This window comes from Lacrimispora amygdalina (genome assembly GCF_003432035.1).
In the GTDB taxonomy this organism is placed as follows: Bacteria; Bacillota; Clostridia; order Lachnospirales; family Lachnospiraceae; genus Lacrimispora; species Lacrimispora amygdalina.
Genome location: NZ_QOHO01000011.1, coordinates 100,119 through 120,794, shown reverse-complemented (window position 1 = coordinate 120,794; position 20,676 = coordinate 100,119). Strand labels below are relative to the sequence as shown.

Genomic DNA, 20,676 nt, shown 5'->3' with positions numbered 1-20,676 from the left:
ATAGGCTCATAATCTGAATCGGTCAGCCGATGAATATATGAGGATGGAGAGAAAATACAGAATGGAAAACAACAACGAGAAAAAAGATTACATAATCCGTTTGGATAAAGCCAAAAAAAACCGTAATAAGAATGATTATAAAAAGATTCTGATACTCACAGGTTCTGCAATTCTTCTGGTATCTGTTGTTGCTGCAGCGGGAATTACTGCCAGCAGGCAAAAGAATGCCAGACCGGCAGCAGCTACAGGTTCGGAAGCTCTTGCAGCGGATACAAAGGCAGCTGATGATGCAGATAAAAAGGGTGAGAATGAAGCAGAGCTGAAAGCACAGGAAGCAAAGGCCAGGGAAGAGGTGATTAATTCCTATAAAAACCTTGGTATAGTACAGGTAAGCGGATATTTAAATGTCCGAAAGGAACCCGGAACAGATGCAGATGTAATCGGAAAGCTGCAGGGAGACAGTGCCTGTGACATATTAGAGGATACGAAACAGGGCTGGTACCGTATTTCCTCCGGCGGAATTGAAGGTTATATTACTTCGGAGTTTGTTATTACCGGAGATGACGCCAAGAAGAAGGCGCAGGATCTGGTAAAGCTCAGGGCAATCGTCCAGACCGACAATTTAAATATCAGAAAAGAGCCGTCTAAAGACTCTGATGTGGTTGGTCAGGCATTGACGGATGAACGGTATGAAGTGGTGGATCAGACGGACGGCTGGGTGCAGATTCCCACCGGATATTTGTCTGCGGACTATGTTAAACTTGAATATTCCATGAATGAAGCCAGGAAGCTGGATTTAAAGGCCATGGTCTTTAATTATTACAAGAATATTGGTATTTCCGATGTAGATAATTATTTAAATGTCAGAGAAGAGCCGAGTGAGAACGGAAAGATTATTGCCAAGATGCCAAGTAAAGCAGCCGGTAATATTCTGGAGACGACTGATGACGGCTGGTATAAGATCCAGTCTGGAAAAGTGACCGGCTATGTAAAGTCAGACTTTATTCTCACTGGTCAGGCGGCGAAAGACGAGGCCATGCAGGTGGCTGAGCTGATGGCTGTGGTGAATACCGATATGCTGAATGCCAGAACAGAACCCTCCACAGATGCCAAGATATGGACGCAGATATCCAATAATGAGAAATATCCTGTTTTAAAGCAGATTGATGGCTGGGTTGAGATTGAGCTGGAAGAAAACAGCAGTGCATTTGTTTCTACGGATTACATTGATGTACGTTATGCGCTGCCGGAAGCCATTAAGTTCTCGCCTCTTGAAGAAAAAGCCAATGCCCAGTCCTCGTTAAGGACACAGATCGTAAATTACGCGCTCCAGTTTTTAGGCAACCCCTATGTATGGGGAGGAACCAGCCTGACAAAAGGAGCGGACTGCTCCGGATTTACCATGGCAATCTATGGAAAGTTTGGAGTAGGCCTGCCTCATTATTCCGGCTCCCAGGCTGGAATGGGAAAAGCGGTTAAATCTGGAGAGATGAAGCCTGGTGATCTGCTCTTTTATGCCAGCAGCGGCGGAAAGATCAATCATGTTGCCATGTACATCGGTAACGGGCAGATTGTTCATGCAGCGAGCCGGAGAAGCGGAATTAAGATTTCCACTTGGAACTACCGGACTCCTGTAAAGATTAGGAATATGGTCGGAGATTAATATGCTCCCGGAACGGATTTTGACCGTTCCGGGAGTTTTTGCGTTTATTATGGGTTTACAAATATTTTCCAATCAATTATAATCAGGTTAAGCGTTATATTTTTAAAAACATAACGATTGGAGGGATTCATTTGAAGACAGGTGCTGTCATAAGTGCTGCAGGTCATAATAGTTTGGCCAATGCATTTAGTCCGTTACTGCCAATTGGTCATACTACAGTTATCAGAAGGGTTATAACCACACTGAAACAGTGCGGGGTTGATCCCGTTGTGGTGATTACCGGCAGGGATGCGAAGGAGGTAGAAAAGCATATATCCAAATTAAGGGTTATCTGCTTGAGAAATGAGGAGTATGAGAACTCCCAGATGTTTGACAGCATTGGAATGGGGCTTCGCTACATAGAGGATCTGTGCGACAGAATTTTAATTCTGCCCCCCAAATTCCCATTGCTTCTACCGGAAACAATCAAAAAAATAATGGAATGCAGCGGGAAGGCATCCTGTCCGGTATATGAGGGAAGAAGGGGCCATCCGGTTATGATCCATAAAGATCTGATACCATCCCTGCTCTCATACAGGGGGGAAAGGGGATTAGGAGGGGCCTTAAGGCAGGAAGGGGTGGATGCGCTGATCGAAGAGATCCCGGTAGATGATAAAGGAATCATTGAAGCGGTTGAATCAAATCAGGATACTGCCATATATCCGGCTCTGGGGCACCATGTCATGCGCCCGTCTGTCAGTCTGTCTCTGGAATTTGATGAAGTGTTTTTCGGTCCTGAGATGGCACAGTTTCTAATGCTGATTGAGCACGCAGGGTCCATGCAGACAGCCTGCCGTCAGATGAATATGTCTTACAGCAAGGGATTTAAGCTTTTAAAGAATGCAGAAAACCAGCTGGGGTATCCTTTGCTGATCACACAGTCGGGCGGTTTAGAAGGGGGGTTTTCACAGCTTACGCCAAAGGCAGCGGATTTATTGGAAAAGTACATGGCGTTTGAGAAGGAATTAAAAGGAAAGGCAGAAGAACTGTTAAAAAAATACTTTGAGGAGGGTTTATGATGAGACAGCTGTTTCATGAAGTATTATCCACACTTTTACGGGGCGAGGATGCTGTTCTGGTTACGATTATTGCAAGTTCAGGCTCCACACCAAGAGGATCCGGATCCCATATGCTGGTCCGCAAAGACGGGACGACAGCAGGGACCATTGGAGGCGGCGCAGTCGAGTTTAAGTCTGTGGAAAGAGCACTGAAAGCAATGGAAGACAAGCTTTCCTACACTCATGGTTTCGTACTGGGAAAGGAACAGGTTGCAGATTTGGGGATGATCTGCGGCGGAGATGTTGTGGTTTATTTTCAATACCTGGACCATAAAAATCTGGAATTTCAGAATCTTTGCAGGGAGATAGAAAAAGCATTTGAAAGAGATGAAAACAGCTGGCTTATCATGGATATCACTGACGAAACGGCGTGGGGGATGGGACTTTATAATGAATCCTCAGGTTTTTGGGGAATTGAGGAACCGGACGAAGCTTTAAAGGCAGAGCTGCTTCAGAATAAATCGGTTCAGCTTTCTTTTGGAATACATAAATATTACAGTGAACCTCTTGTCAGTGCCGGCCGTGTTTATATCTTTGGCGGAGGACATGTTGCCCAGGAGATTGTTCCGGTTCTCACTCATATTGGCTTCCGGTGCGTGGTTTTTGACGACCGTGCTGAATTTTCCAGCCAGACTCTGTTCCCTGCAGCTGAGCAAACTATTACCGGAGACTTTGAACGCATTTTTGATTACCTGGAGATCAGGGAATGTGACTATGTGTGCATAATGACCAGGGGGCATCAGTCGGATTATGTTGTGCAGAGACAGATTCTAACAAGAAATGCCTGTTATGTGGGTGTAATAGGAAGCAGAAAAAAACTGGCGTCTATCAAAGAAAAGCTTATGGCTGACGGTATTGCAGGTGATATAATTGACAGCTGCCACAGCCCCATCGGCCTGGAAATATATGCGGAAACACCGGCTGAAATAGCCATCAGCGTGGCGGGGGAATTAATCAGCATCAGGGCAGGCCGGGAAGGAAGACGCAGGTAATGGGGAAAAGTCTTTTTTTAACGGGAGACTCAGGAGAGGGAAAGACCACACTTCTTTTTGAGTGTCTGAAACCATTCCGGGCTGCTACAGGCGGATTCTATTCCCAGCGGTTAATTGATGAAAAAGGGGATACGGCTGGTTTCCGGCTGGCTTCTGTTAAAGAGGAGTGGTCGCCTATAGCCTGTTACCGGGAAGGGCTTACCAATATATTCTTAAGACGTACGAAAGAAGGAATGGTATCATTTCCGGAGGTGTTTCAGAAGGAAGGCAGGAGACTGCTTTCCGTTCAGGGAGATGATAAGTTCATTCTGATGGATGAGATTGGCGGAGTGGAACTTTTAATTCCTGAGTTTATGGAAGTGGTTCATGATTGCATGAAAGGTCCAGTCCCCTGCATTGGAGTAATCAAGAGCCGGAAAAATTATGCATTGATGATGAGCCGCAATGGAGGCAATCCTTCTGCCTCACATCTTCGTGATGAGCTGGAAGAAGCTGTATTAAACAATCAGAACAATCAGCTGTTGACCTTTTCACGTAAGGATGAGGAGGCAGTCAGAAAGAAGATTTTAAAATATATAAGAGAAGGGATTTAAAAAAGTGGGAGACAGGGAGAAATGTTATAACAATCGGCTTATTCTTATAGGTGCTATTTTTGTGGTTTGTTTTTTTGGTTCTTTTCTTCTGGGACGTTATCCTGTTTATCCCGTAACGCTGGTGAAAGTTCTGCTGTCACGCGGGTTTCCCATTGAGGCCTCCTGGCCTTCTCAGGTTGAAACTGTTGTTTTTAAAGTCAGACTTCCAAGAGTGTTGATGGCGGCGCTGGTCGGCGGGGGACTTTCCTTTGCAGGTGCAGCTTACCAGGGGATTTTTAAAAACCCCATGGTTTCGCCTGATGTGCTGGGAGCATCATCAGGCGCCGGATTTGGGGCGGCGCTGGGATTATTCCTTTCTCTGGGATATGGCGGTGTTTCTTTGTGCGCATTTGTTTTTGGTCTTACTGCTGTTGGAATTGTCTGTCTTGTAAGCAGCCGTGTTCCCTATAATCAGGTACTGGGCCTGGTACTTTCCGGCATTATGGTCAGTTCCCTTGCCAATGCGGCTGTTTCCTTCATTAAACTTGTAGCGGATCCTGCCAATACGCTGCCGGTCATCACCTACTGGCTTATGGGAAGCCTGGCCTCCATTCGACAAAAGGATGTTTTATTTGCAGCTCCATGGATTATTCTGGGAATCCTCCCTATTTTTCTTCTCAGATGGAGAATCAATGTATTAAGCCTGGGTGATGAAGAGGCAAGAAGCATGGGGATACATACTGGAAGGTTAAGGTTTGCAGTTGTGCTGGGAGCTACCCTGATTACATCCGCATCGGTATCTGTAAGTGGTTTGATCGGCTGGGTGGGGCTGGTTGTACCCCATTTGGCCCGTATGCTGGTTGGCAGCGATTACAGGAGACTTTTGCCGGCATCTCTCCTCCTTGGAGGAAGTTTCCTTCTGATTGTAGACAACTTTGCAAGACTCATTGCAACCAGTGAGATTCCCATTGGTATTTTAACTGCTTTTGTGGGAGCACCATTTTTCCTGTATCTGATCTTAAAGGAAGGAAAAAGGCTTTAAAAAGGAGACATTATGGAACTGATGATTAAGAATCTGGAATTTTCCTATCAGAGGCATCCGGTTTTAAAGAGAACCTCCTTTGCATTTGAAGGAGGGCAGCTAATCTGTATTCTTGGGAAAAACGGGGCAGGAAAGAGTACCTTGTTTCGCTGTATACTTGGCTTTTTAAGGGGCTTTCACGGAACAATCCTCATTGATGAAATAAAACAGGAGGATTATTCGGAAAAGGAGCTTGCAAAAAAGATTGCATATATTCCCCAGAATCATGATTCTGTATTTGCGTTTCCAGTCATTGATATGGTTATGATGGGTACCGCAGCGTCTCTGCCTTTGTTTGGATCTCCTGGTAAAAAGGAGAGAGAAAAAGCTGTAAAGGCGCTGGAGATAATGGGAATTGAAGCATTAAAGGACCGGATTTACAGCCAGTTAAGCGGCGGTGAACAGCAGCTTGTCCTCATAGCAAGGGCAATCGCCCAGGAGGCCAGGATTTTTCTGTTAGATGAGCCCTGTGCCAGCCTGGATTACGGAAATCAGATCAGAGTTATGAGTGAGTTAAAGAATTTATCTCAAAAGGGTTATCTGGTAGTAATGTCCACTCATAATCCGGAGCATGCATTTTATTTTGCCCATCAGGCCATGGTGATGATGGAGGGGGCGGTTGCAGCTTTGGGAGAGCCATCGGAAGTATTGACGAAAGAACTTCTTCAGAAGCTTTATCAGGTCCCGATTGATATTTATGAGGAGGGGAGCAGCGGAAGAAAGATATGCATGCCAGGAGAGGAGATACATATATGTGGGAATTGTACGACTGTCTGATCGAACCGATTCCGGATGATGTGAAAGTAAGTGATTATTTCACCGGAACTTACTGCACACTTTTAACTGCAGGAGGCTGTCTGGGGTCAGCTGCCACAAATCCTTTATGTACGATAAAGAGTAAGGGAAAAGATGTGAGGGAGATGTCCTGGAAAGAAGCGGCTGGTCTGATAAAATCCTGGAATTTCACTGAAGCGAGTATTGGGGCAGCAGCCATAAATGCTTATTACAATCAGTATGAGTCCTTGAACTGTCTTGATAGAGCCGGCCAGATTGATATGCTGTCCGGTGAGGATACATTTTTTGCCCATAGAACAGATTACAAGGGAAAAAAGGTTGCAACAGTCGGGCATTTCTGCTATGCAGAGGAGTTTTTAAAAGAAGCGGGTACATGTGTTGTTCTGGAGCGGGATCCAGGAGAAAATGATTATCCCGACAGCGCCTGTGAATTTCTGCTGGAGGAAATGGATTACGTGTTTATTACCGGCTTTACACTGGTAAACAAAACATTGCCAAGACTTCTTAACTTAGCGCACAATTCGAAGATTATTTTAGTAGGACCAAGCATTCCGCTGGCTCCGAAGCTCTTTGAATTTGGTGTCAGCGAGCTTGCGGGAACTTTGATACGGGACAGAATACAGCTGGAAGAGCTGGTAAAGAATGAAGAGAAAAAAGCGGTGATCCGTGCCGGTACTCCGGTTCGTGTCACTGAAAATAAACATTGCCTGAAAGGCAGAATGGAGGATTTATGAGAAAACATAGAAGGGGATTGGTTCTGGCAGCCGTACTTTGCACCGCTATTCTGATTTACGGCTGTCAAAAGGCAGACATCAAAGAAACCAAAGAGACAACACCTGAACAGACTGAAACTGCCACGGTACCACCATCGGAGAGCACCGGGGAAAAAACACGGGTATTTACCGACTCCGCAGGACGGGAGGTAACACTACCGGAAGATATACAAAAAATTGCTCCGTCCGGTCCGCTGGCCCAGATCGTCCTTTACACTGTGGCTCCTGACAAGCTGGCAGGACTTGCATCAGATTTTTCAGACGGCGCTAAGAAGTATATAGATGAAAAATACTGGGGACTGCCCAAATTCGGCCAGTTTTATGGTAAGAACGCGAATTTGAATATGGAAGCACTGATTGCTGCAAAACCAGATGTTATCATTGACATCGGCGAGGCTAAAAAGACTGTTAAGGAAGATATGGACGCATTGTCCAAACAGCTTGGGATACCGGTGGTGTTTGTAGAAGCTGACTTAGATTCAATGAGCTCTGCATATAAAATGCTGGGAGAAATTACGGGTGAAACAGAACAGGCTGCGAAGCTGGCGGATTACTGTGACAGCACTTTGAAAAAATCCGAGGCTGCCAAGGCTTCTCTGGGGGCGGATCAAAAGAAATCCGTATATTTCGCAATCGGAGACAATGGACTTCATACCAATGCAGAAGGATCCATACATGCCCGTGTAATAGAACAGATCGGAGCGGAGAATGCTGCAAAGGTTGATCAGGCGTCAAGCGGAGGCGGAAGTGAGGTGTCCATGGAACAGCTGCTACTCTGGCAGCCGGATATTATTCTGGCAGATTCTGAAACTCTTTATCAGATTATCACAACGGATTCTGTCTGGGCTGAATTAAATGCTGTGAAAGAAGGACATGTTTATCAGATACCATCAGCTCCCTACAGCTTCATGAGCAATCCTCCTTCCGTAAACCGCATGATTGGCATTCTCTGGCTTGGCAACCTGGTTTATCCGGAGCAGTATCATGAAGATGTAAAGGCTGATGTTAAAACATTTTATGATCTTTTTTATCATGTGCAGCTTACCGATGCACAGGCAGAGGATATTGTTCAGTAAGAGATTACTTTAACAGCTGATCAATTTCTTCCATTTGCTTCGGGGTAAGCATTCCGTGGTCCATGGCCCCGGCATTTTCCCTTATCTGCTGTGGGGTTTTAAAGCCTGGAATTGGAATTGTCACGCTGCTTTTTGCCCAGATCCAGGCGAGAGAGCCCTGTACCAGAGTTCTTCCGTTGCTGGTAAGAATATCCCGTACTGCATGAAGTTTCTCTAAAACTTCCGGTGCAGGTCTTCCGTTTTTAAAGACTGATTCTGTCCAGGAATGGCCTGCGCCTCTTACATCATCAGGGGAAAGAAAGGAATCCTGGTTGAATTTACCGCTTAAAAATCCCATGGCAAGAGGACTGCGGTTAATGCTTGCCAGATTTCTTTCTTCGCAGAGCTGAATCATTTCGGGGGCATCCTGAAGGATATTTAACTGATGCTGAATGGCGCTGCAGTTCCTGTTTTCTGAAAAAAGCTTTGCTCCCTTTACCAGATCGGTACTCCAGCCATAGGTTCTGATTTTCCCTTTTTCCGTCATTCGTTCCAGCGTGTCCACAACTGTTTCCATCTCTGATAATCCTATTTCCCAGACATGAAGCTGATACAAATCAATGGTATCTGTTTTTAATCGGCGCATGGAGGCCTCGCAGGCTCTTTCAATATATCCCGGATCTAAATTGTAACCTTTCAGCGTCCGTGTAGCTTCATTTCCCATGTAGCCAAATTTTGTTGCAAGAATAACCTGATTTCTTTTTCCTTCAATCGCCTTTCCGATCACAGTTTCGCTGTGTCCAATCCCATATGCATCTGATGTGTCGATCAAATTGATTCCAAGATCCAAAGCAGTTTCAATGGCTTTGATGGAAGTCTCATCGTCTGTCTGGCCGTAGCCGTCAATTTTCTCGTCCATATAGAACTGACCGCCGATCGCCCAGCTGCCAATTCCCATGGGGCTGACTTTAATACCGGATCTTCCTAATAATCTTTGTTCCATTATAAATTACCTCCCAAATAATTTACCAACCGTTCGGTAGATGATGCTGAAAAAATAAAGGGCTATACACCCTTTATTCCATTCCAGAATACTTCAAAACATGAATCCATATGGGAAAGCCCCTGTTCCATACTCATTAAACCAGTAGACAGGGTAATACAGGTGACCAGGTAGTAAAAGGTGGCTGCCATATCTGCCGGATTTAATGGCTGAAGCTCTTTTTTTTCAATTCCTTTTTTCATAACTGAAGTCAGTTCGGCAGTAAACAGATCATAACTGTCCTGTGTGAAATGAATGATTTCTTCCTTCATCTGTTCCGGGGGATAGTAATAAATCATATTCCAGAAATCCATCTCTGTATTACCCCAGTGATACTTCAGATAGTCTTTATAAATAGAAGACAGAAGCTTTCTGGAAGGCAGATCTTTATATTTATTAAAAATATTTGTTAAGTAATTATAGTGTTTTTTTACAATGATATCGAAAAGTTCGCGAAACAACTGTTCCTTACTTTTAAAATAAAAATAGAGAGAGGCTTTGTTGATGCCGACTTTTGATGCGATCTTTTCCATACGGGCGCCTTCGTAACCATGAAGAGAGAATTCCTCCAATGCTGCCTTAATAATCCGTTCTTTTGTATCCACTCCCTGACCCATGTGTGTGTTCCTTTCCTTGCAACTAAACTACCGGTTGGTAGACTGAATATAACACAGTTTACCGATGCTGTCAATGGCAAAGGAGTGCTTTCTGTAAAAACAGAGCCGCTGCTTACAGGCGGAATTCTTCCTGCAGGCAGCGGTCTTATTAACTATAACTGGCTGCTTTTATTTCTATTGTAATTAATCAGACAACCGGCTTTCACAATTTCCCGTTCTTCTGTTGTCATATCTGCTATATGGAGCCGGATTTCGTGTATGGGATTTCCTGCTTTATTTTTTACCACATAAGCCGGAATATGATCCATTGCACCGTCAAGAGTAGTACGGATATCAGGTACATAAATAAAGTCACCTATTTCAAAGGACGGATCTTCATCCAGTAAAAATGGCAGCATTCCCCAGTTCATTACATTGGAACGGTAACGCTTGGTAGCATACTCGTTTGCAATATTGGCCAGACCGCCCAGAACTCTCTGGCAGCTTGCAGCCTGTTCTCTTGCTGAACCGTCTCCCGGTTTTACAGCGTAGATCACACTTCCGATTTCGGTTTCACCGGCTTTTAAATCCGGCTGCTTTAAATATTCCTTTAGAGCATGAAAGGCGGATTCCAGTTCCGGATCTGCTTTAAGCGGGCAGGAGCCGGATTTTCTGACCTTCTCTAACTCATTTACTTCCTTGGAGCGGCCCACGTATTCCGGATCCCGTCGGGATAAGGTAAATTCCGCAAGTCCCAGAGGATTGGAACGATAAGAGGAGGTCTCACCGGAAGGAATCAGCTCATCGGTGGTTGTAACCGGGTCCATGATCTTAGAACAAACCCGTAATAAAATATTGTCAGTGAGGGCACTCATGGAAGGCCAGTCTTTGATATTTGGTCCTAAAATTAAGGATTCGTCCTCCCTGGCTTTTTTGTATCCCTGATAAACACGTCTGTCATAGGAAGAGGAGTCAAATTCATAGGCAGGTACGGTATAATCATCCGCAAAGTACTGGGCAGAAGTAAGATATCCGCCGTTTGCAGCAGTTGCTGCGATGGAGCGGGCATCCATTAATGCCACACAGGATATCTGGCCATTACCAGGCTTGGAGCCTTCCCGGTTGGGGAAGTTTCTTGTGGTATGGCGGATGCTTAAAGCATTGTTTGACGGCGTATCACCGGCACCGAAGCAGGGACCGCAGAATGCGGTACGCACCGTGGCACCAGCAGCCATCAGCTGGGATATGGCGCCTTTTTTAACCAGATCCATATAGACCGGCTGGGAAGATGGGTATACGGAAAGGTTAAAGATGTCATTTCCGCAGTCTTTACCGGACAGCATGTGTGCAGCCATCATTACGTTGGAGTAATTGCCCCCTGCACAGCCTGCGATTACGCCCTGCTGAACCATCAGTTTTCCATCAGTTATCTTATCGGTCAGGGAAAGGCTGGCTTTGGCAGTTCCAAGAATGTGAGCCGCTTCTTTTTCCACAGTTCTTAAGATGTCAGCCAGATTTTCATTCAGTTCATCAATCTCATAGGTGTTGCTTGGATGGAAGGGGAGTGCAATCATTGGCTTAATGGTGCTTAAATCCACATAAACAACACCATCATAATAAGCGGTTTCCCCTGGGTTTAGTTCCTCGTAGTCAGACTCTCTGCCATGGAGTTTTAAATACTCCCTGGTATCCTCATCTGTTCTCCAGACAGAGGAAAGACAGGTCGTTTCCGTTGTCATGACATCCACACCGTTTCTGTAATCGGTGTCCATGGATGAGACTCCGGGTCCTACAAATTCCATGATTTTATTTTTAACATAACCATTTTTAAAAACAGCTCCGATAATGGCCAGTGCCACATCATGGGGACCCACAAAAGGAGCGGGAGCGCCGGTTAAATAGATCGCAACTACTCCCGGATAGGCCACGTCATAGGTGTCCCTAAGAAGCTGTTTTACCAGTTCTCCGCCGCCTTCCCCAATTGCCATGGTACCCAGGGCACCATAGCGGGTATGGCTGTCAGAGCCAAGAATCATGCGTCCGCAGCCTGCCATCATTTCTCTCATATACTGATGAATGACTGCAATGTGTGGAGGTACAAAGATTCCGCCATATTTTTTTGCTGCAGAAAGACCGAACACATGGTCGTCTTCATTAATTGTTCCGCCAACGGCACAAAGGGAATTGTGGCAGTTGGTCATTACGTATGGGATAGGAAATTCGGTTAGCCCTGATGCACGTGCTGTCTGAATAATTCCTACAAATGTTATGTCATGGGATGCCATGGAGTCAAAACGCAGTTTTAAGTGGTCCATGTTTCCTGATGTATTATGTTTTTCTAAAATGGAGTATGCAATAGTCCCCTTTTTTGCTTCTTCTTTTGTAATGGGAGTACTTCTCCGGGCGTTTCCTTCAGCCATTTCCGCTTCAGGAATCAGCTGGGTACCGTTTACAAGATATGCTCCTCCGTCATACAACTTTACCATAAGTTATCGTTCCTCTCTCTTTCTATAGGGAATGGTTTCCCCCACGTATTTTGTAGCCGGACGCATGATTCTGCCGTCATACATTTTATTCTCAATGTTATGTGCAAGCCAGCCGGCCATACGTGAGCACACAAATAATGGGGTGTACATGTCTTCGGGTATCTGTAACATATTATAAGCGAAGCCGCTGTAGAAGTCTACATTGTTAGACAGAGACTTGCCGTTTCCGGCGAGACAAGATTTGGCAACCTTTTCAAATTTTGTCAGGAATTCATATTCATCTTCTCTGTTTTTTTCTTTTGCAAGCTTTTCACAGCAGACTTTCAGCAGATCTGCACGGGGGTCGGATACGGTGTATACCGCGTGGCCAAGTCCATATACCAGGCCGGAATTGTCATAAAAATCCTTAGCCAGTATTTTGTGGATGACAGTTTTCATCTGGGCTTCGGTTGCCTTTACTCCAATTTCCTTTTCAATCGCAGTGATCATCTCGCTGCAGCGGATGTTGGCACCGCCATGTTTTGGCCCTTTTAAGGAACCAATGGATGCAGAGCTGGAGGAATAAATATCGGTTCCGGTGGAAGAGATGACAACGTTTGTAAATGTGGAGTTGTTGCCGCCGCCGTGATCCGCATGTATCATAAGCATGATATCCAAAAGATCTGCTTCCTGCTGTGTAAAGGATCCGTCTTTTCTTAACATATAAAGGATGTTCTCAGCCATGGAATATTCTGGCTTCGGATAATGGATAATCAGGCTTTCCCGGTCGTAATGATGGATCTTGCACTGATAGGCATATACAGCAAGAGACGGAAGCTTTGCTAATATATTAATCCCCTTTAACAAAGTCTGGTAGGGGTCTGTGTTATCCGCATCTTCATCGTAATCGTAAAGAGCAAGGATGCTTTTCTGGAGGCTGTTCATTAAGTTGCGGGAAGGCGTGCGAAGCATGTTTTTTTCAAGAAATTCATCAGGAAGGTTATAATGCTCACACAGCAGAGAGGTGAATTCACGCAATTCCTTTTTTGAGGGAAGATATCCAAAAAGGAGTAAAAATGATGTTTCCTCAAAGCCGAAACGGGAATTGTCTTTTCCGTTTACAAGATCGCTGATTTCAATTCCGCGGTAGTAAAGCTTTCCTGGAACATTAACCTTTTTTCCATCTTCGATTTCGTAGCCAACTACATCGGATACGCGGGTAAGTCCGACTCTGACTCCGGTACCGTCTTCATTGCGGAGCCCCTTTTTTACGTTGTATTCTTTGAATAAGTTGTTCGGAATATCCGTGAAGTTAGAGGATTTGCCAAACGTTTGTGCAATGAAAAAGTTGTTCATGCGATTATTTCTCCTTTTTTCAGATTAAGCTACAGGGACTTTTTTACAGAAAAGCAGCGCGATGGGATTTCTCCGGCGCTGCCCTCATTGGCAATGGTATGTAGCTTTTTATTGTTTCGTAGTTTATCATGTAAAAGCATCAAAGTCAATACCTTGTTGTGATCACAATGAAAATATTGTTACCATGAACAAAAAAATACAAATGAGCGGTTAAATTTTTGGTTTACAAATTAAGGCATACTTTTACTGTTTTTTTCACATCATAAGAAAGTGATTCATTATAAACAGCAAACAGGAGGTTTCCTTAAGTGAAAGAGTCTGAATATAGAAATAACAGCCAGGAAGAAGAAACAAAGAATAAGCAAGGAACCAGAGAAGAAAATCTGGATGAGAAAAAAACTGAGAAAGATATTGAGCAGAAAGAAGATCAGAAGCTGGAAGAGTATGGTCAGATGACGCTGGATGACAATGCCGGCAAGCGGAAAATCCATCTGCTGACCATTATAGGAGAAGTGGAGGGACATGAAAATCTCTCAAGCAACAGCAAAGCTACCAAATATGATCATATTCTTCCAAAACTGGCAGAGATAGAGGATGATGATACCGTGGAGGGGCTGTTAGTCCTTTTAAATACTTCGGGAGGGGATGTTGATGCAGGGTTAGCCATTGCGGAAATGATTGCATCCTTAAGCATTCCTACGGTATCGCTGGTTCTTGGAGGCAGTCATTCCATCGGAGTGCCTCTGGCAGTCTGCACCAATTACTCCTTTATCGTTCCTACCGGAACCATGATGATTCACCCGGTCAGAATGACCGGCATGGTGATTGGCGCTGCCCAGACTTATGAATATTTTGAAATGATTCAGGACCGGATATTAAGCTTTGTTTCCTCGCATGCAAAGATTGCTTATGATCAGTTAAAACGGCTTATGCTTAATACGGAAATGCTTACCAGGGACCTGGGTACGGTACTGGTAGGAGAGGAAACCGTTAAGGAAGGTCTGATTGATGAGGTGGGCGGAATTAAGGATGCGTTAAAAAAATTATATGAACTGATGGAAACTGCTTCCTCTTAGACGTTGCAATTCTCCCGTTTTTTTTGTATACTGATACCAATGGACAGAAGGGGGAAGTATTGTGCCTGAGACAACAAAGAAGAAGACAACAGCAAAAAAAGGGACAAAACCAAAAAGCGGGAGAGCGAGAAATACCAGCACCAGGAAGAATGTGGTTCTGCCGGAACCGGAATTTATCCATTCAGAAGTCGTAATTATTATGTCATTTGCCGCTGCGGCCATTCTGTTTTTAAGCAATTTTCATTTATGCGGAATGGTAGGTGATTTTTTCCGCAGCGTGCAGCTTGGTATATTCGGTGGCATTGGATATATTGCACCGGTTCTGATGTTTGCAGGAACCGCATTCTATATTTCTAACCAGGGAAACCCAAGAGCAGTTTTTAAACTGGTCTCCTGTGTTCTTGCGCTGGTTTCTTTGTGCGGCTTTCTGCAGCTGCTTTTTGGTGTGAATACAGGAGAAAAAACGGGACTTTTGAATATTTATCTGGAGGCTTCTGTCAGTGGAAAAGGAGGCGGCTTAGTCGGCGGTCTGCTGGCGGAAGGGCTTGTTTCCATAATCGGAGTTGTAGGAGCCTATCTGGTGACGCTGGTATTAATCATTATATCACTGGTGTGCATTACAGAGAAATCCTTTGTTAATATTGTAAAGACCGGAAGCGGAAAGGCATACCACCATGCCAAAGAAAACATGGATATGCATATGGAGATTCATGCCCAAAGGCAGGAACTTAGAAAACAGCTGAGAGAAGAACAGAAACTGCGGGGGGTTAATTTAGATGCCACCAGGATTTCGGCTGTTCAGGAGGAAGAGCCGGAGAAACCCGATTTTGAGAGAGATCTTTACGAGGATGATACAGATACCGGTAGTGAAGATATTTACGATGAGATTGATTTACAGACCAGTAAGCTGACTGCAGTGACGGCAGTTCAGACAGAAGAAGCCAACCCGGCTGATGTATTCAGAGGAAGCATATCTCCGGAACCGGAAGAGGATGACGAAGACTCTGTGCCATTTGAACCGGATGATATAGCGGTTCCATATCAGAGAGGTTCCGATGAGGCTTCTTTCTATATAAAGAAGGAAGTCAGAACTCTGAAGGAAATGGAAGTTGTGGAAGATGATTTTTATCCTGAAGAGCCGGAACCTGACGAGATGATTCCAAGAGAGACATTTTCAATTCCGGAGGAGCCAAAGCAGGTGGTAACAGCTTCCGGCAAGATCATTGAGACGGATACGGAGGCGCTTCAGAAGAAACTGGAGAAGAAACGGGAAGAGTCGCAAAAAGACGACGGCTTCAGTGTGAGTCAGCAGATCAGTCAGAAAAAGGAGATTGTGAAAAAGGAATATAAATTTCCGCCTCTTTCACTGCTTAAAAAGGGCAAAGCAGCCGTTTTTTCTGACCGGGAATACAAGGAAACAGCCATTAAACTGCAGAAAACGCTGCAGAATTTTGGTGTGGGAGTGACTGTGACCAATATCAGCTGCGGTCCTTCCGTGACCAGATATGAACTCCATCCGGAGCAGGGAGTTAAGGTAAGCAAAATTGTAAGTCTGGCTGATGATATTAAGCTGAGTCTTGCAGCGGCAGATATTCGTATTGAGGCCCCGATTCCGGGAAAATCCGCAGTTGGTATTGAAGTGCCCAACAAAGAAAACAACATGGTGTTTTTACGTGATATCCTGGAAGCGGACAGCTTTCAGAAGCATTCCTCCAACATTGCCTTTGCAGTGGGAAAAGATATTGGAGGACAGGTAGTTGTAACAGATATTGCAAAGATGCCCCATCTGCTGATTGCAGGCGCTACCGGCTCCGGTAAGTCGGTCTGCATCAACACATTGATTATGAGCATTATTTTTAAAGCGGATCCTGATGATGTAAAGCTGATCATGGTGGATCCGAAAGTGGTGGAATTAAGTGTTTATAACGGAATTCCACATTTGCTGCTTCCGGTTGTGACGGATCCCAAGAAGGCATCGGGAGCCTTAAACTGGGCAGTGGCGGAGATGACAGACCGTTATAATAAGTTTGCCCAGTACAATGTCAGGGAGATTAAAGGTTATAATGCCAAGGTAGAGAGCTTAAAGGACATTGATGATGAAAACAAGCCGCAGAAGATGCCGCAGATTGTAATCATAATCGACGAGCTTGCTGATCTGATGATGGTAGCGCCAGGTGAAGTGGAAGATTCCATCTGCCGCCTTGCCCAGCTTGCCAGGGCTGCTGGAATCCATCTTGTAATCGCCACCCAGCGTCCGTCCGTCAACGTCATCACTGGTCTGATCAAAGCTAATGTGCCCTCTAGAGTTGCCTTTGCTGTTTCTTCCGGTGTGGATTCCAGAACCATCATTGACATGAATGGTGCGGAGAAGCTTCTTGGAAAGGGTGATATGCTGTTTTACCCTGCCGGTTACCCAAAACCCATGCGTGTGCAGGGAGCATTTGTTTCTGATACGGAAGTTTCCAAGGTAGTGGACTTTTTAACAGAACAGGGGATGACAGCGGATTATAATCCGGAGGTGGAAAGTATGATTGCCTCTGCCCCGGCAGCTGCAGATTCAAAAGGCGGCGGAAGTGACCGGGATGAATATTTTGTCCAGGCAGGCAGATTTATCATTGAAAAAGACAAAGCATCCATCGGCATGCTGCAGAGAATGTATAAAATCGGATTTAACCGGGCTGCGAGAATCATGGATCAGCTTGCTGAGGCAGGTGTGGTGGGAGAAGAGGAAGGTACCAAGCCCCGTAAGGTGCTCATGAGCATGGAGGAGTTTGAAGAGATGTTTTAGTATGGCAGAAGGTTTAAAACCATTGCTTACATATAAGGAGGATGATACTTATGAAAACGGATATTGAGATCGCACAGGAAGCGAAGATGATACCGATTAAGGAAGTGGCAGCAGCTTATGGGATCGCAGAAGACGATTTAGAACTCTACGGCAAATACAAAGCGAAACTTTCTGATGAATTGTGGGAACAGGTAAAGGACCGTCCCGATGGAAAACTGGTTCTTGTTACGGCAATTAATCCCACACCGGCCGGAGAGGGAAAGACTACGACGACTGTGGGATTAGGACAGGCATTTGGAAAGATCGGGAAAAAGGCAATCATCGCCTTAAGAGAGCCTTCTTTAGGCCCATGCTTTGGAATCAAGGGCGGAGCGGCAGGCGGCGGTTATGCCCAGGTTGTTCCCATGGAAGATTTAAACCTTCATTTTACCGGAGATTTTCATGCCATTACCTCTGCAAACAATCTGCTTTCAGCCCTTCTTGACAATCACATTCACCAGGGCAATGCTCTGGGAATTGATACAAGGCAGATACTGTGGAAGAGATGTCTGGACATGAATGACCGGGCTTTAAGAAATATCGTGGTGGGACTTGGCTCAAAAGCGGAAGGATTTGTAAGAGAGGATCACTTTGTTATTACAGTGGCTTCTGAAATTATGGCTATTCTCTGCCTTGCAGATGACATGAATGATTTAAAAGAACGGCTGGGACGGATTATTGTTGCATATAATTATTCCGGAGAGCCTGTGACAGCAGCCCAGCTGAATGCGGTAGGTGCCATGGCTGCCCTTCTTAAGGATGCCCTGAAACCAAATCTGATTCAGACGCTGGAGCATACCGGTGCGATCGTCCACGGAGGTCCGTTTGCAAATATTGCGCACGGCTGTAACAGTGTGCGCGCCACGAAGACAGCACTGAAATTAGCTGATATTGTTGTGACTGAGGCTGGCTTCGGTGCGGATTTAGGTGCCGAGAAGTTCCTGGATATCAAATGCAGAAAGGCTTCCTTAAAACCCGATGCCATTGTTCTGGTGGCAACTGTCAGAGCGTTAAAATATAACGGCGGTGTACCAAAGGACCAGCTGAAGGAAGAGAATTTAGAGGCACTGAAAAAGGGAATCGTAAACCTTGAAAAGCACATCGAAAATATGCAGAAATACGGCGTTCCTGTTGTTGTAACGCTGAATTCTTTTGTAACAGATACAGAAAGTGAATACCAGTTTGTAAAGAACTTCTGCGAAGAGAAAGGCTGTGAATTCGCCTTATCCCAGGTGTGGGAAAAGGGCGGAGAAGGCGGAGTGAAACTGGCTGAAAAGGTTCTTGAAACACTGGAGAACAAAACGAGCAATTTTGCGCCCATTTATCCCGATGACATGAGTCTTGAGGATAAGATCAGCACAGTTGCCAGAGAAATTTACGGAGCAGACGGGGTGACTTATGCGCCCTCCGCTTTAAAATCCATCAGAAAATTTGAGGAAATGGGATTTGGCAGTCTGCCTGTGTGTATGGCTAAGACACAGTACTCCTTATCCGATGACCAGACAAAACTGGGCCGTCCTCAGGGCTTTGAGATTAATGTGCGGGATGCTTATGTCAGCGCCGGTGCCGGATTTGTTGTTGTTTTAACAGGCGCGATTATGACGATGCCAGGTCTGCCGAAGAAACCGGCAGCCGATAATATTGATGTGAATAATGACGGAGTAATCACAGGATTATTCTGATTTGGAGGTTTTTATGAAGTTTAGTCAGTGGCTAAAGAATCTGGAGTATGAATTACTGCAGGGGAATCTGGATGTGGAAGTGGAAGATGTGGTGTATGATTCCAGAAAGGCCAGAAGCGGTACCGTCTTTGTCTGTACCGTAGGAACCAGGGTTGATTCCCATGATTTTATACCGGAAGTGGTGGAAAAAGGGGTGACTGTTCTTGTTCTGGAGCGCAGGGTGAGCCTGCCGGAAGGAGTAACTGCCATTTTCGTACATAATGCCAGAGAAGCGCTGGCTGTTTTGTCTGCCGCCAGATTTGACTATCCTGCAAAACGTATGGTGACCATTGGAGTAACCGGTACAAAGGGGAAGACAACAACCACCCATATGATAAAGGCAATTTTGGAAGCGTGCGGGAAAAAAGTGGGCATGATTGGAACTACAGGGATTGTAATCGGAGAGAAAGTGACTCCGACTGCCAATACAACGCCGGAATCTTATCAGCTTCATGAAGCTTTTTATCAAATGGCGGAAGAAGGCTGTGAGTATATGGTAATGGAAGTTTCCTCCCAGGCATTTAAGATGCACCGGGTGGATGGCCTGGTGTTCGACTATGGATTATTTACCAATATTTCTCCCGATCATATCGGACCGGATGAACACGAGAATTTTGAAGAATATTTATTTTATAAATCCAAGATATTCCAGTGCTGCGAAGTGGGCATTATGAATGGGGATGACGAGCACTATGATGAGGTTGTCAAAGATGCTGCCTGCCGCCTGTATTCCTTTTCCCTTGATAAAGCAGGGACCAGTTTTAAGGCGGAGAACATCCGCTATGTGGCCCAGTCTGATTTTGTAGGCCTTGAATTTGATGTAAAGGGAGCCTATGAACTGGCTGTCCGGGTTAATATACCAGGCAGATTTAATGTTGCCAATGCTCTGGCTGCTGTCAGTGTTTTAAGCTTTCTTAATCTGCCTAAGGAAAAGATCTGTCATGGACTGGAGCATTTAAGTGTAAATGGAAGAATGGAGATTGTTTATTCTTCTGAAAGGTGTACCGTTATTGTAGATTATGCACATAATGCAGTCAGTATGGAAAGCCTCTTAAAAACACTGAGAGATTACAAGCCCAGGCGTCTGGTCTGCGTATTTGGCTGCGGGGGAAACCGCTCCAAAGACCGCCGCTATTCCATGGGAGACAGTGCAGGCCGCCTGGCAGATTTTACGATTCTGACCGCTGACAATTCCCGCTTTGAAAAAACAGAAGACATTATTGCAGATATCAGAAGCAGTATCTCAAAAACAGAGGGAACCTTTATTGAGATTCCTGACAGAAGAGAAGCGATCCGCTACAGTATTTTACATGCCCAGCCCGGAGATATGATTGCAGTAATAGGCAAAGGCCATGAAGACTATCAGGAAGTAAACGGTGAGCGCCACCATTTCTCAGACAGGGAAGAGATCTTAAACGTAGTAGAGAACTCTGAATTTATAAACCGACAATAAATTAAAATTGCCATAAGATAAGAATGCCGGAGGCCGAAAAGGAAATGTGGCTTTCGGCATTTCCACGAAAGATGGCAGGAATGTGCGCTTAGAGCGGACATGGAACGGAGGA

Annotated in this window: 16 protein-coding genes; 12 read left to right on the top strand and 4 right to left on the bottom strand. The window is 45.1% G+C overall.

Annotation, left to right across the window (positions count from 1 at the left end; translation table 11 throughout):
• Positions 1–61 precede the first annotated feature (61 nt).
• The 8 genes from DS742_RS03125 to DS742_RS03090 all read left to right on the top strand — a co-directional run bounded on the left by DS742_RS03125 (position 62) and on the right by DS742_RS03090 (position 8,049).
• A complete protein-coding gene (locus tag DS742_RS03125) occupies positions 62–1,663 on the top strand; it encodes a C40 family peptidase (protein WP_242996371.1) in 1,602 nt (533 codons plus the stop codon).
• 131 nt (positions 1,664–1,794) lie between these two features.
• On the top strand, positions 1,795–2,721 hold the full coding sequence (locus tag DS742_RS03120; RefSeq protein WP_117415567.1) for an NTP transferase domain-containing protein: 927 nt from the start codon (positions 1,795–1,797) through the stop codon (positions 2,719–2,721).
• Positions 2,721–3,752 carry an XdhC family protein gene (locus DS742_RS03115; protein WP_117415566.1) on the top strand — a complete coding sequence of 344 codons (1,032 nt, stop codon included), beginning with the start codon at positions 2,721–2,723 and terminating at the stop codon, positions 3,750–3,752. The genes DS742_RS03120 and DS742_RS03115 overlap by 1 nt, the downstream gene beginning before the upstream one ends.
• Entirely contained in the window at positions 3,752–4,345 is a 594-nt protein-coding gene (locus DS742_RS03110) for a nucleoside-triphosphatase (RefSeq protein ID WP_117415565.1), read from the top strand. The genes DS742_RS03115 and DS742_RS03110 overlap by 1 nt, the downstream gene beginning before the upstream one ends.
• 61 nt (positions 4,346–4,406) lie before the next feature.
• Positions 4,407–5,366 (top strand): FecCD family ABC transporter permease, encoded by a 960-nt coding sequence (locus DS742_RS03105; protein ID WP_341457595.1) that lies wholly within the window; start codon positions 4,407–4,409, stop codon positions 5,364–5,366.
• A gap of 12 nt (positions 5,367–5,378) precedes the next feature.
• Positions 5,379–6,182: an ABC transporter ATP-binding protein gene (locus DS742_RS03100; protein ID WP_117415564.1), complete on the top strand. Its 804-nt coding sequence runs from the start codon at positions 5,379–5,381 to the stop codon at positions 6,180–6,182.
• Complete coding sequence (locus DS742_RS03095) at positions 6,158–6,934, top strand: Rossmann-like domain-containing protein (RefSeq protein ID WP_117415563.1); 777 nt, start codon at positions 6,158–6,160, stop codon at positions 6,932–6,934. The genes DS742_RS03100 and DS742_RS03095 overlap by 25 nt, the downstream gene beginning before the upstream one ends.
• Positions 6,931–8,049, top strand: coding sequence for an ABC transporter substrate-binding protein (locus DS742_RS03090; protein ID WP_117415562.1), 1,119 nt, complete (start codon positions 6,931–6,933; stop codon positions 8,047–8,049). Before DS742_RS03095 ends, DS742_RS03090 begins: the two co-directional genes overlap by 4 nt.
• A gap of 4 nt (positions 8,050–8,053) precedes the next feature.
• On the opposite strand, the gene DS742_RS03085 is transcribed toward DS742_RS03090, so the two are convergent.
• From DS742_RS03085 to DS742_RS03070, 4 genes are all read right to left on the bottom strand, one after another.
• Positions 8,054–9,031, bottom strand: coding sequence for an aldo/keto reductase (locus DS742_RS03085; RefSeq protein WP_117415561.1), 978 nt, complete (start codon positions 9,029–9,031; stop codon positions 8,054–8,056).
• Positions 9,032–9,093: 62 nt separating this feature from the next.
• Positions 9,094–9,687, bottom strand: coding sequence for a TetR/AcrR family transcriptional regulator (locus DS742_RS03080; RefSeq protein ID WP_117415560.1), 594 nt, complete (start codon positions 9,685–9,687; stop codon positions 9,094–9,096).
• Positions 9,688–9,839: 152 nt separating this feature from the next.
• Positions 9,840–12,152: a hydratase gene (locus tag DS742_RS03075; RefSeq protein ID WP_117415559.1), complete on the bottom strand. Its 2,313-nt coding sequence runs from the start codon at positions 12,150–12,152 to the stop codon at positions 9,840–9,842.
• Positions 12,153–12,155: 3 nt separating this feature from the next.
• The gene (locus DS742_RS03070; RefSeq protein WP_117415558.1) at positions 12,156–13,487 is read right to left on the bottom strand and encodes a citrate synthase; all 1,332 of its coding nucleotides are present in this window, start codon (positions 13,485–13,487) and stop codon (positions 12,156–12,158) included.
• 383 nt (positions 13,488–13,870) lie between these two features.
• On the opposite strand from DS742_RS03070, the gene DS742_RS03065 reads away from it, so the two are divergent.
• The 4 genes from DS742_RS03065 (at position 13,871) to DS742_RS03050 (ending at position 20,564) form a co-directional block, all read left to right on the top strand.
• Positions 13,871–14,563 carry a ClpP family protease gene (locus DS742_RS03065; RefSeq protein WP_170313346.1) on the top strand — a complete coding sequence of 231 codons (693 nt, stop codon included), beginning with the start codon at positions 13,871–13,873 and terminating at the stop codon, positions 14,561–14,563.
• Positions 14,564–14,624: 61 nt separating this feature from the next.
• A complete protein-coding gene (locus tag DS742_RS03060; protein WP_117415556.1) occupies positions 14,625–17,351 on the top strand; it encodes an FtsK/SpoIIIE family DNA translocase in 2,727 nt (908 codons plus the stop codon).
• A 50-nt stretch (positions 17,352–17,401) separates the two neighbouring features.
• Positions 17,402–19,072, top strand: coding sequence for a formate--tetrahydrofolate ligase (locus DS742_RS03055; protein WP_117415555.1), 1,671 nt, complete (start codon positions 17,402–17,404; stop codon positions 19,070–19,072).
• A 13-nt stretch (positions 19,073–19,085) separates the two neighbouring features.
• Positions 19,086–20,564, top strand: coding sequence for a UDP-N-acetylmuramoyl-L-alanyl-D-glutamate--2,6-diaminopimelate ligase (locus DS742_RS03050; RefSeq protein WP_117415554.1), 1,479 nt, complete (start codon positions 19,086–19,088; stop codon positions 20,562–20,564).
• The last annotated feature ends 112 nt before the right edge of the window (positions 20,565–20,676 follow it).

What these genes read in the sequence shown, in the direction of transcription:
- DS742_RS03090 (WP_117415562.1), top strand. Translation starts at nt 6,931, where the DNA reads ATGAGAAAACATAGAAGGGGATTGGTTCTGGCAGCCGTACTTTGCACC.
- DS742_RS03125 (WP_242996371.1), top strand. Translation starts at nt 62, where the DNA reads ATGGAAAACAACAACGAGAAAAAAGATTACATAATCCGTTTGGATAAA.
- DS742_RS03110 (WP_117415565.1), top strand. Translation starts at nt 3,752, where the DNA reads ATGGGGAAAAGTCTTTTTTTAACGGGAGACTCAGGAGAGGGAAAGACC.
- DS742_RS03100 (WP_117415564.1), top strand. Translation starts at nt 5,379, where the DNA reads ATGGAACTGATGATTAAGAATCTGGAATTTTCCTATCAGAGGCATCCG.
- DS742_RS03095 (WP_117415563.1), top strand. Translation starts at nt 6,158, where the DNA reads ATGTGGGAATTGTACGACTGTCTGATCGAACCGATTCCGGATGATGTG.
- DS742_RS03080 (WP_117415560.1), bottom strand. Translation starts at nt 9,687, where the DNA reads ATGGGTCAGGGAGTGGATACAAAAGAACGGATTATTAAGGCAGCATTG.
- DS742_RS03115 (WP_117415566.1), top strand. Translation starts at nt 2,721, where the DNA reads ATGAGACAGCTGTTTCATGAAGTATTATCCACACTTTTACGGGGCGAG.
- DS742_RS03085 (WP_117415561.1), bottom strand. Translation starts at nt 9,031, where the DNA reads ATGGAACAAAGATTATTAGGAAGATCCGGTATTAAAGTCAGCCCCATG.
- DS742_RS03050 (WP_117415554.1), top strand. Translation starts at nt 19,086, where the DNA reads ATGAAGTTTAGTCAGTGGCTAAAGAATCTGGAGTATGAATTACTGCAG.
- DS742_RS03075 (WP_117415559.1), bottom strand. Translation starts at nt 12,152, where the DNA reads ATGGTAAAGTTGTATGACGGAGGAGCATATCTTGTAAACGGTACCCAG.
- DS742_RS03070 (WP_117415558.1), bottom strand. Translation starts at nt 13,487, where the DNA reads ATGAACAACTTTTTCATTGCACAAACGTTTGGCAAATCCTCTAACTTC.
- DS742_RS03055 (WP_117415555.1), top strand. Translation starts at nt 17,402, where the DNA reads ATGAAAACGGATATTGAGATCGCACAGGAAGCGAAGATGATACCGATT.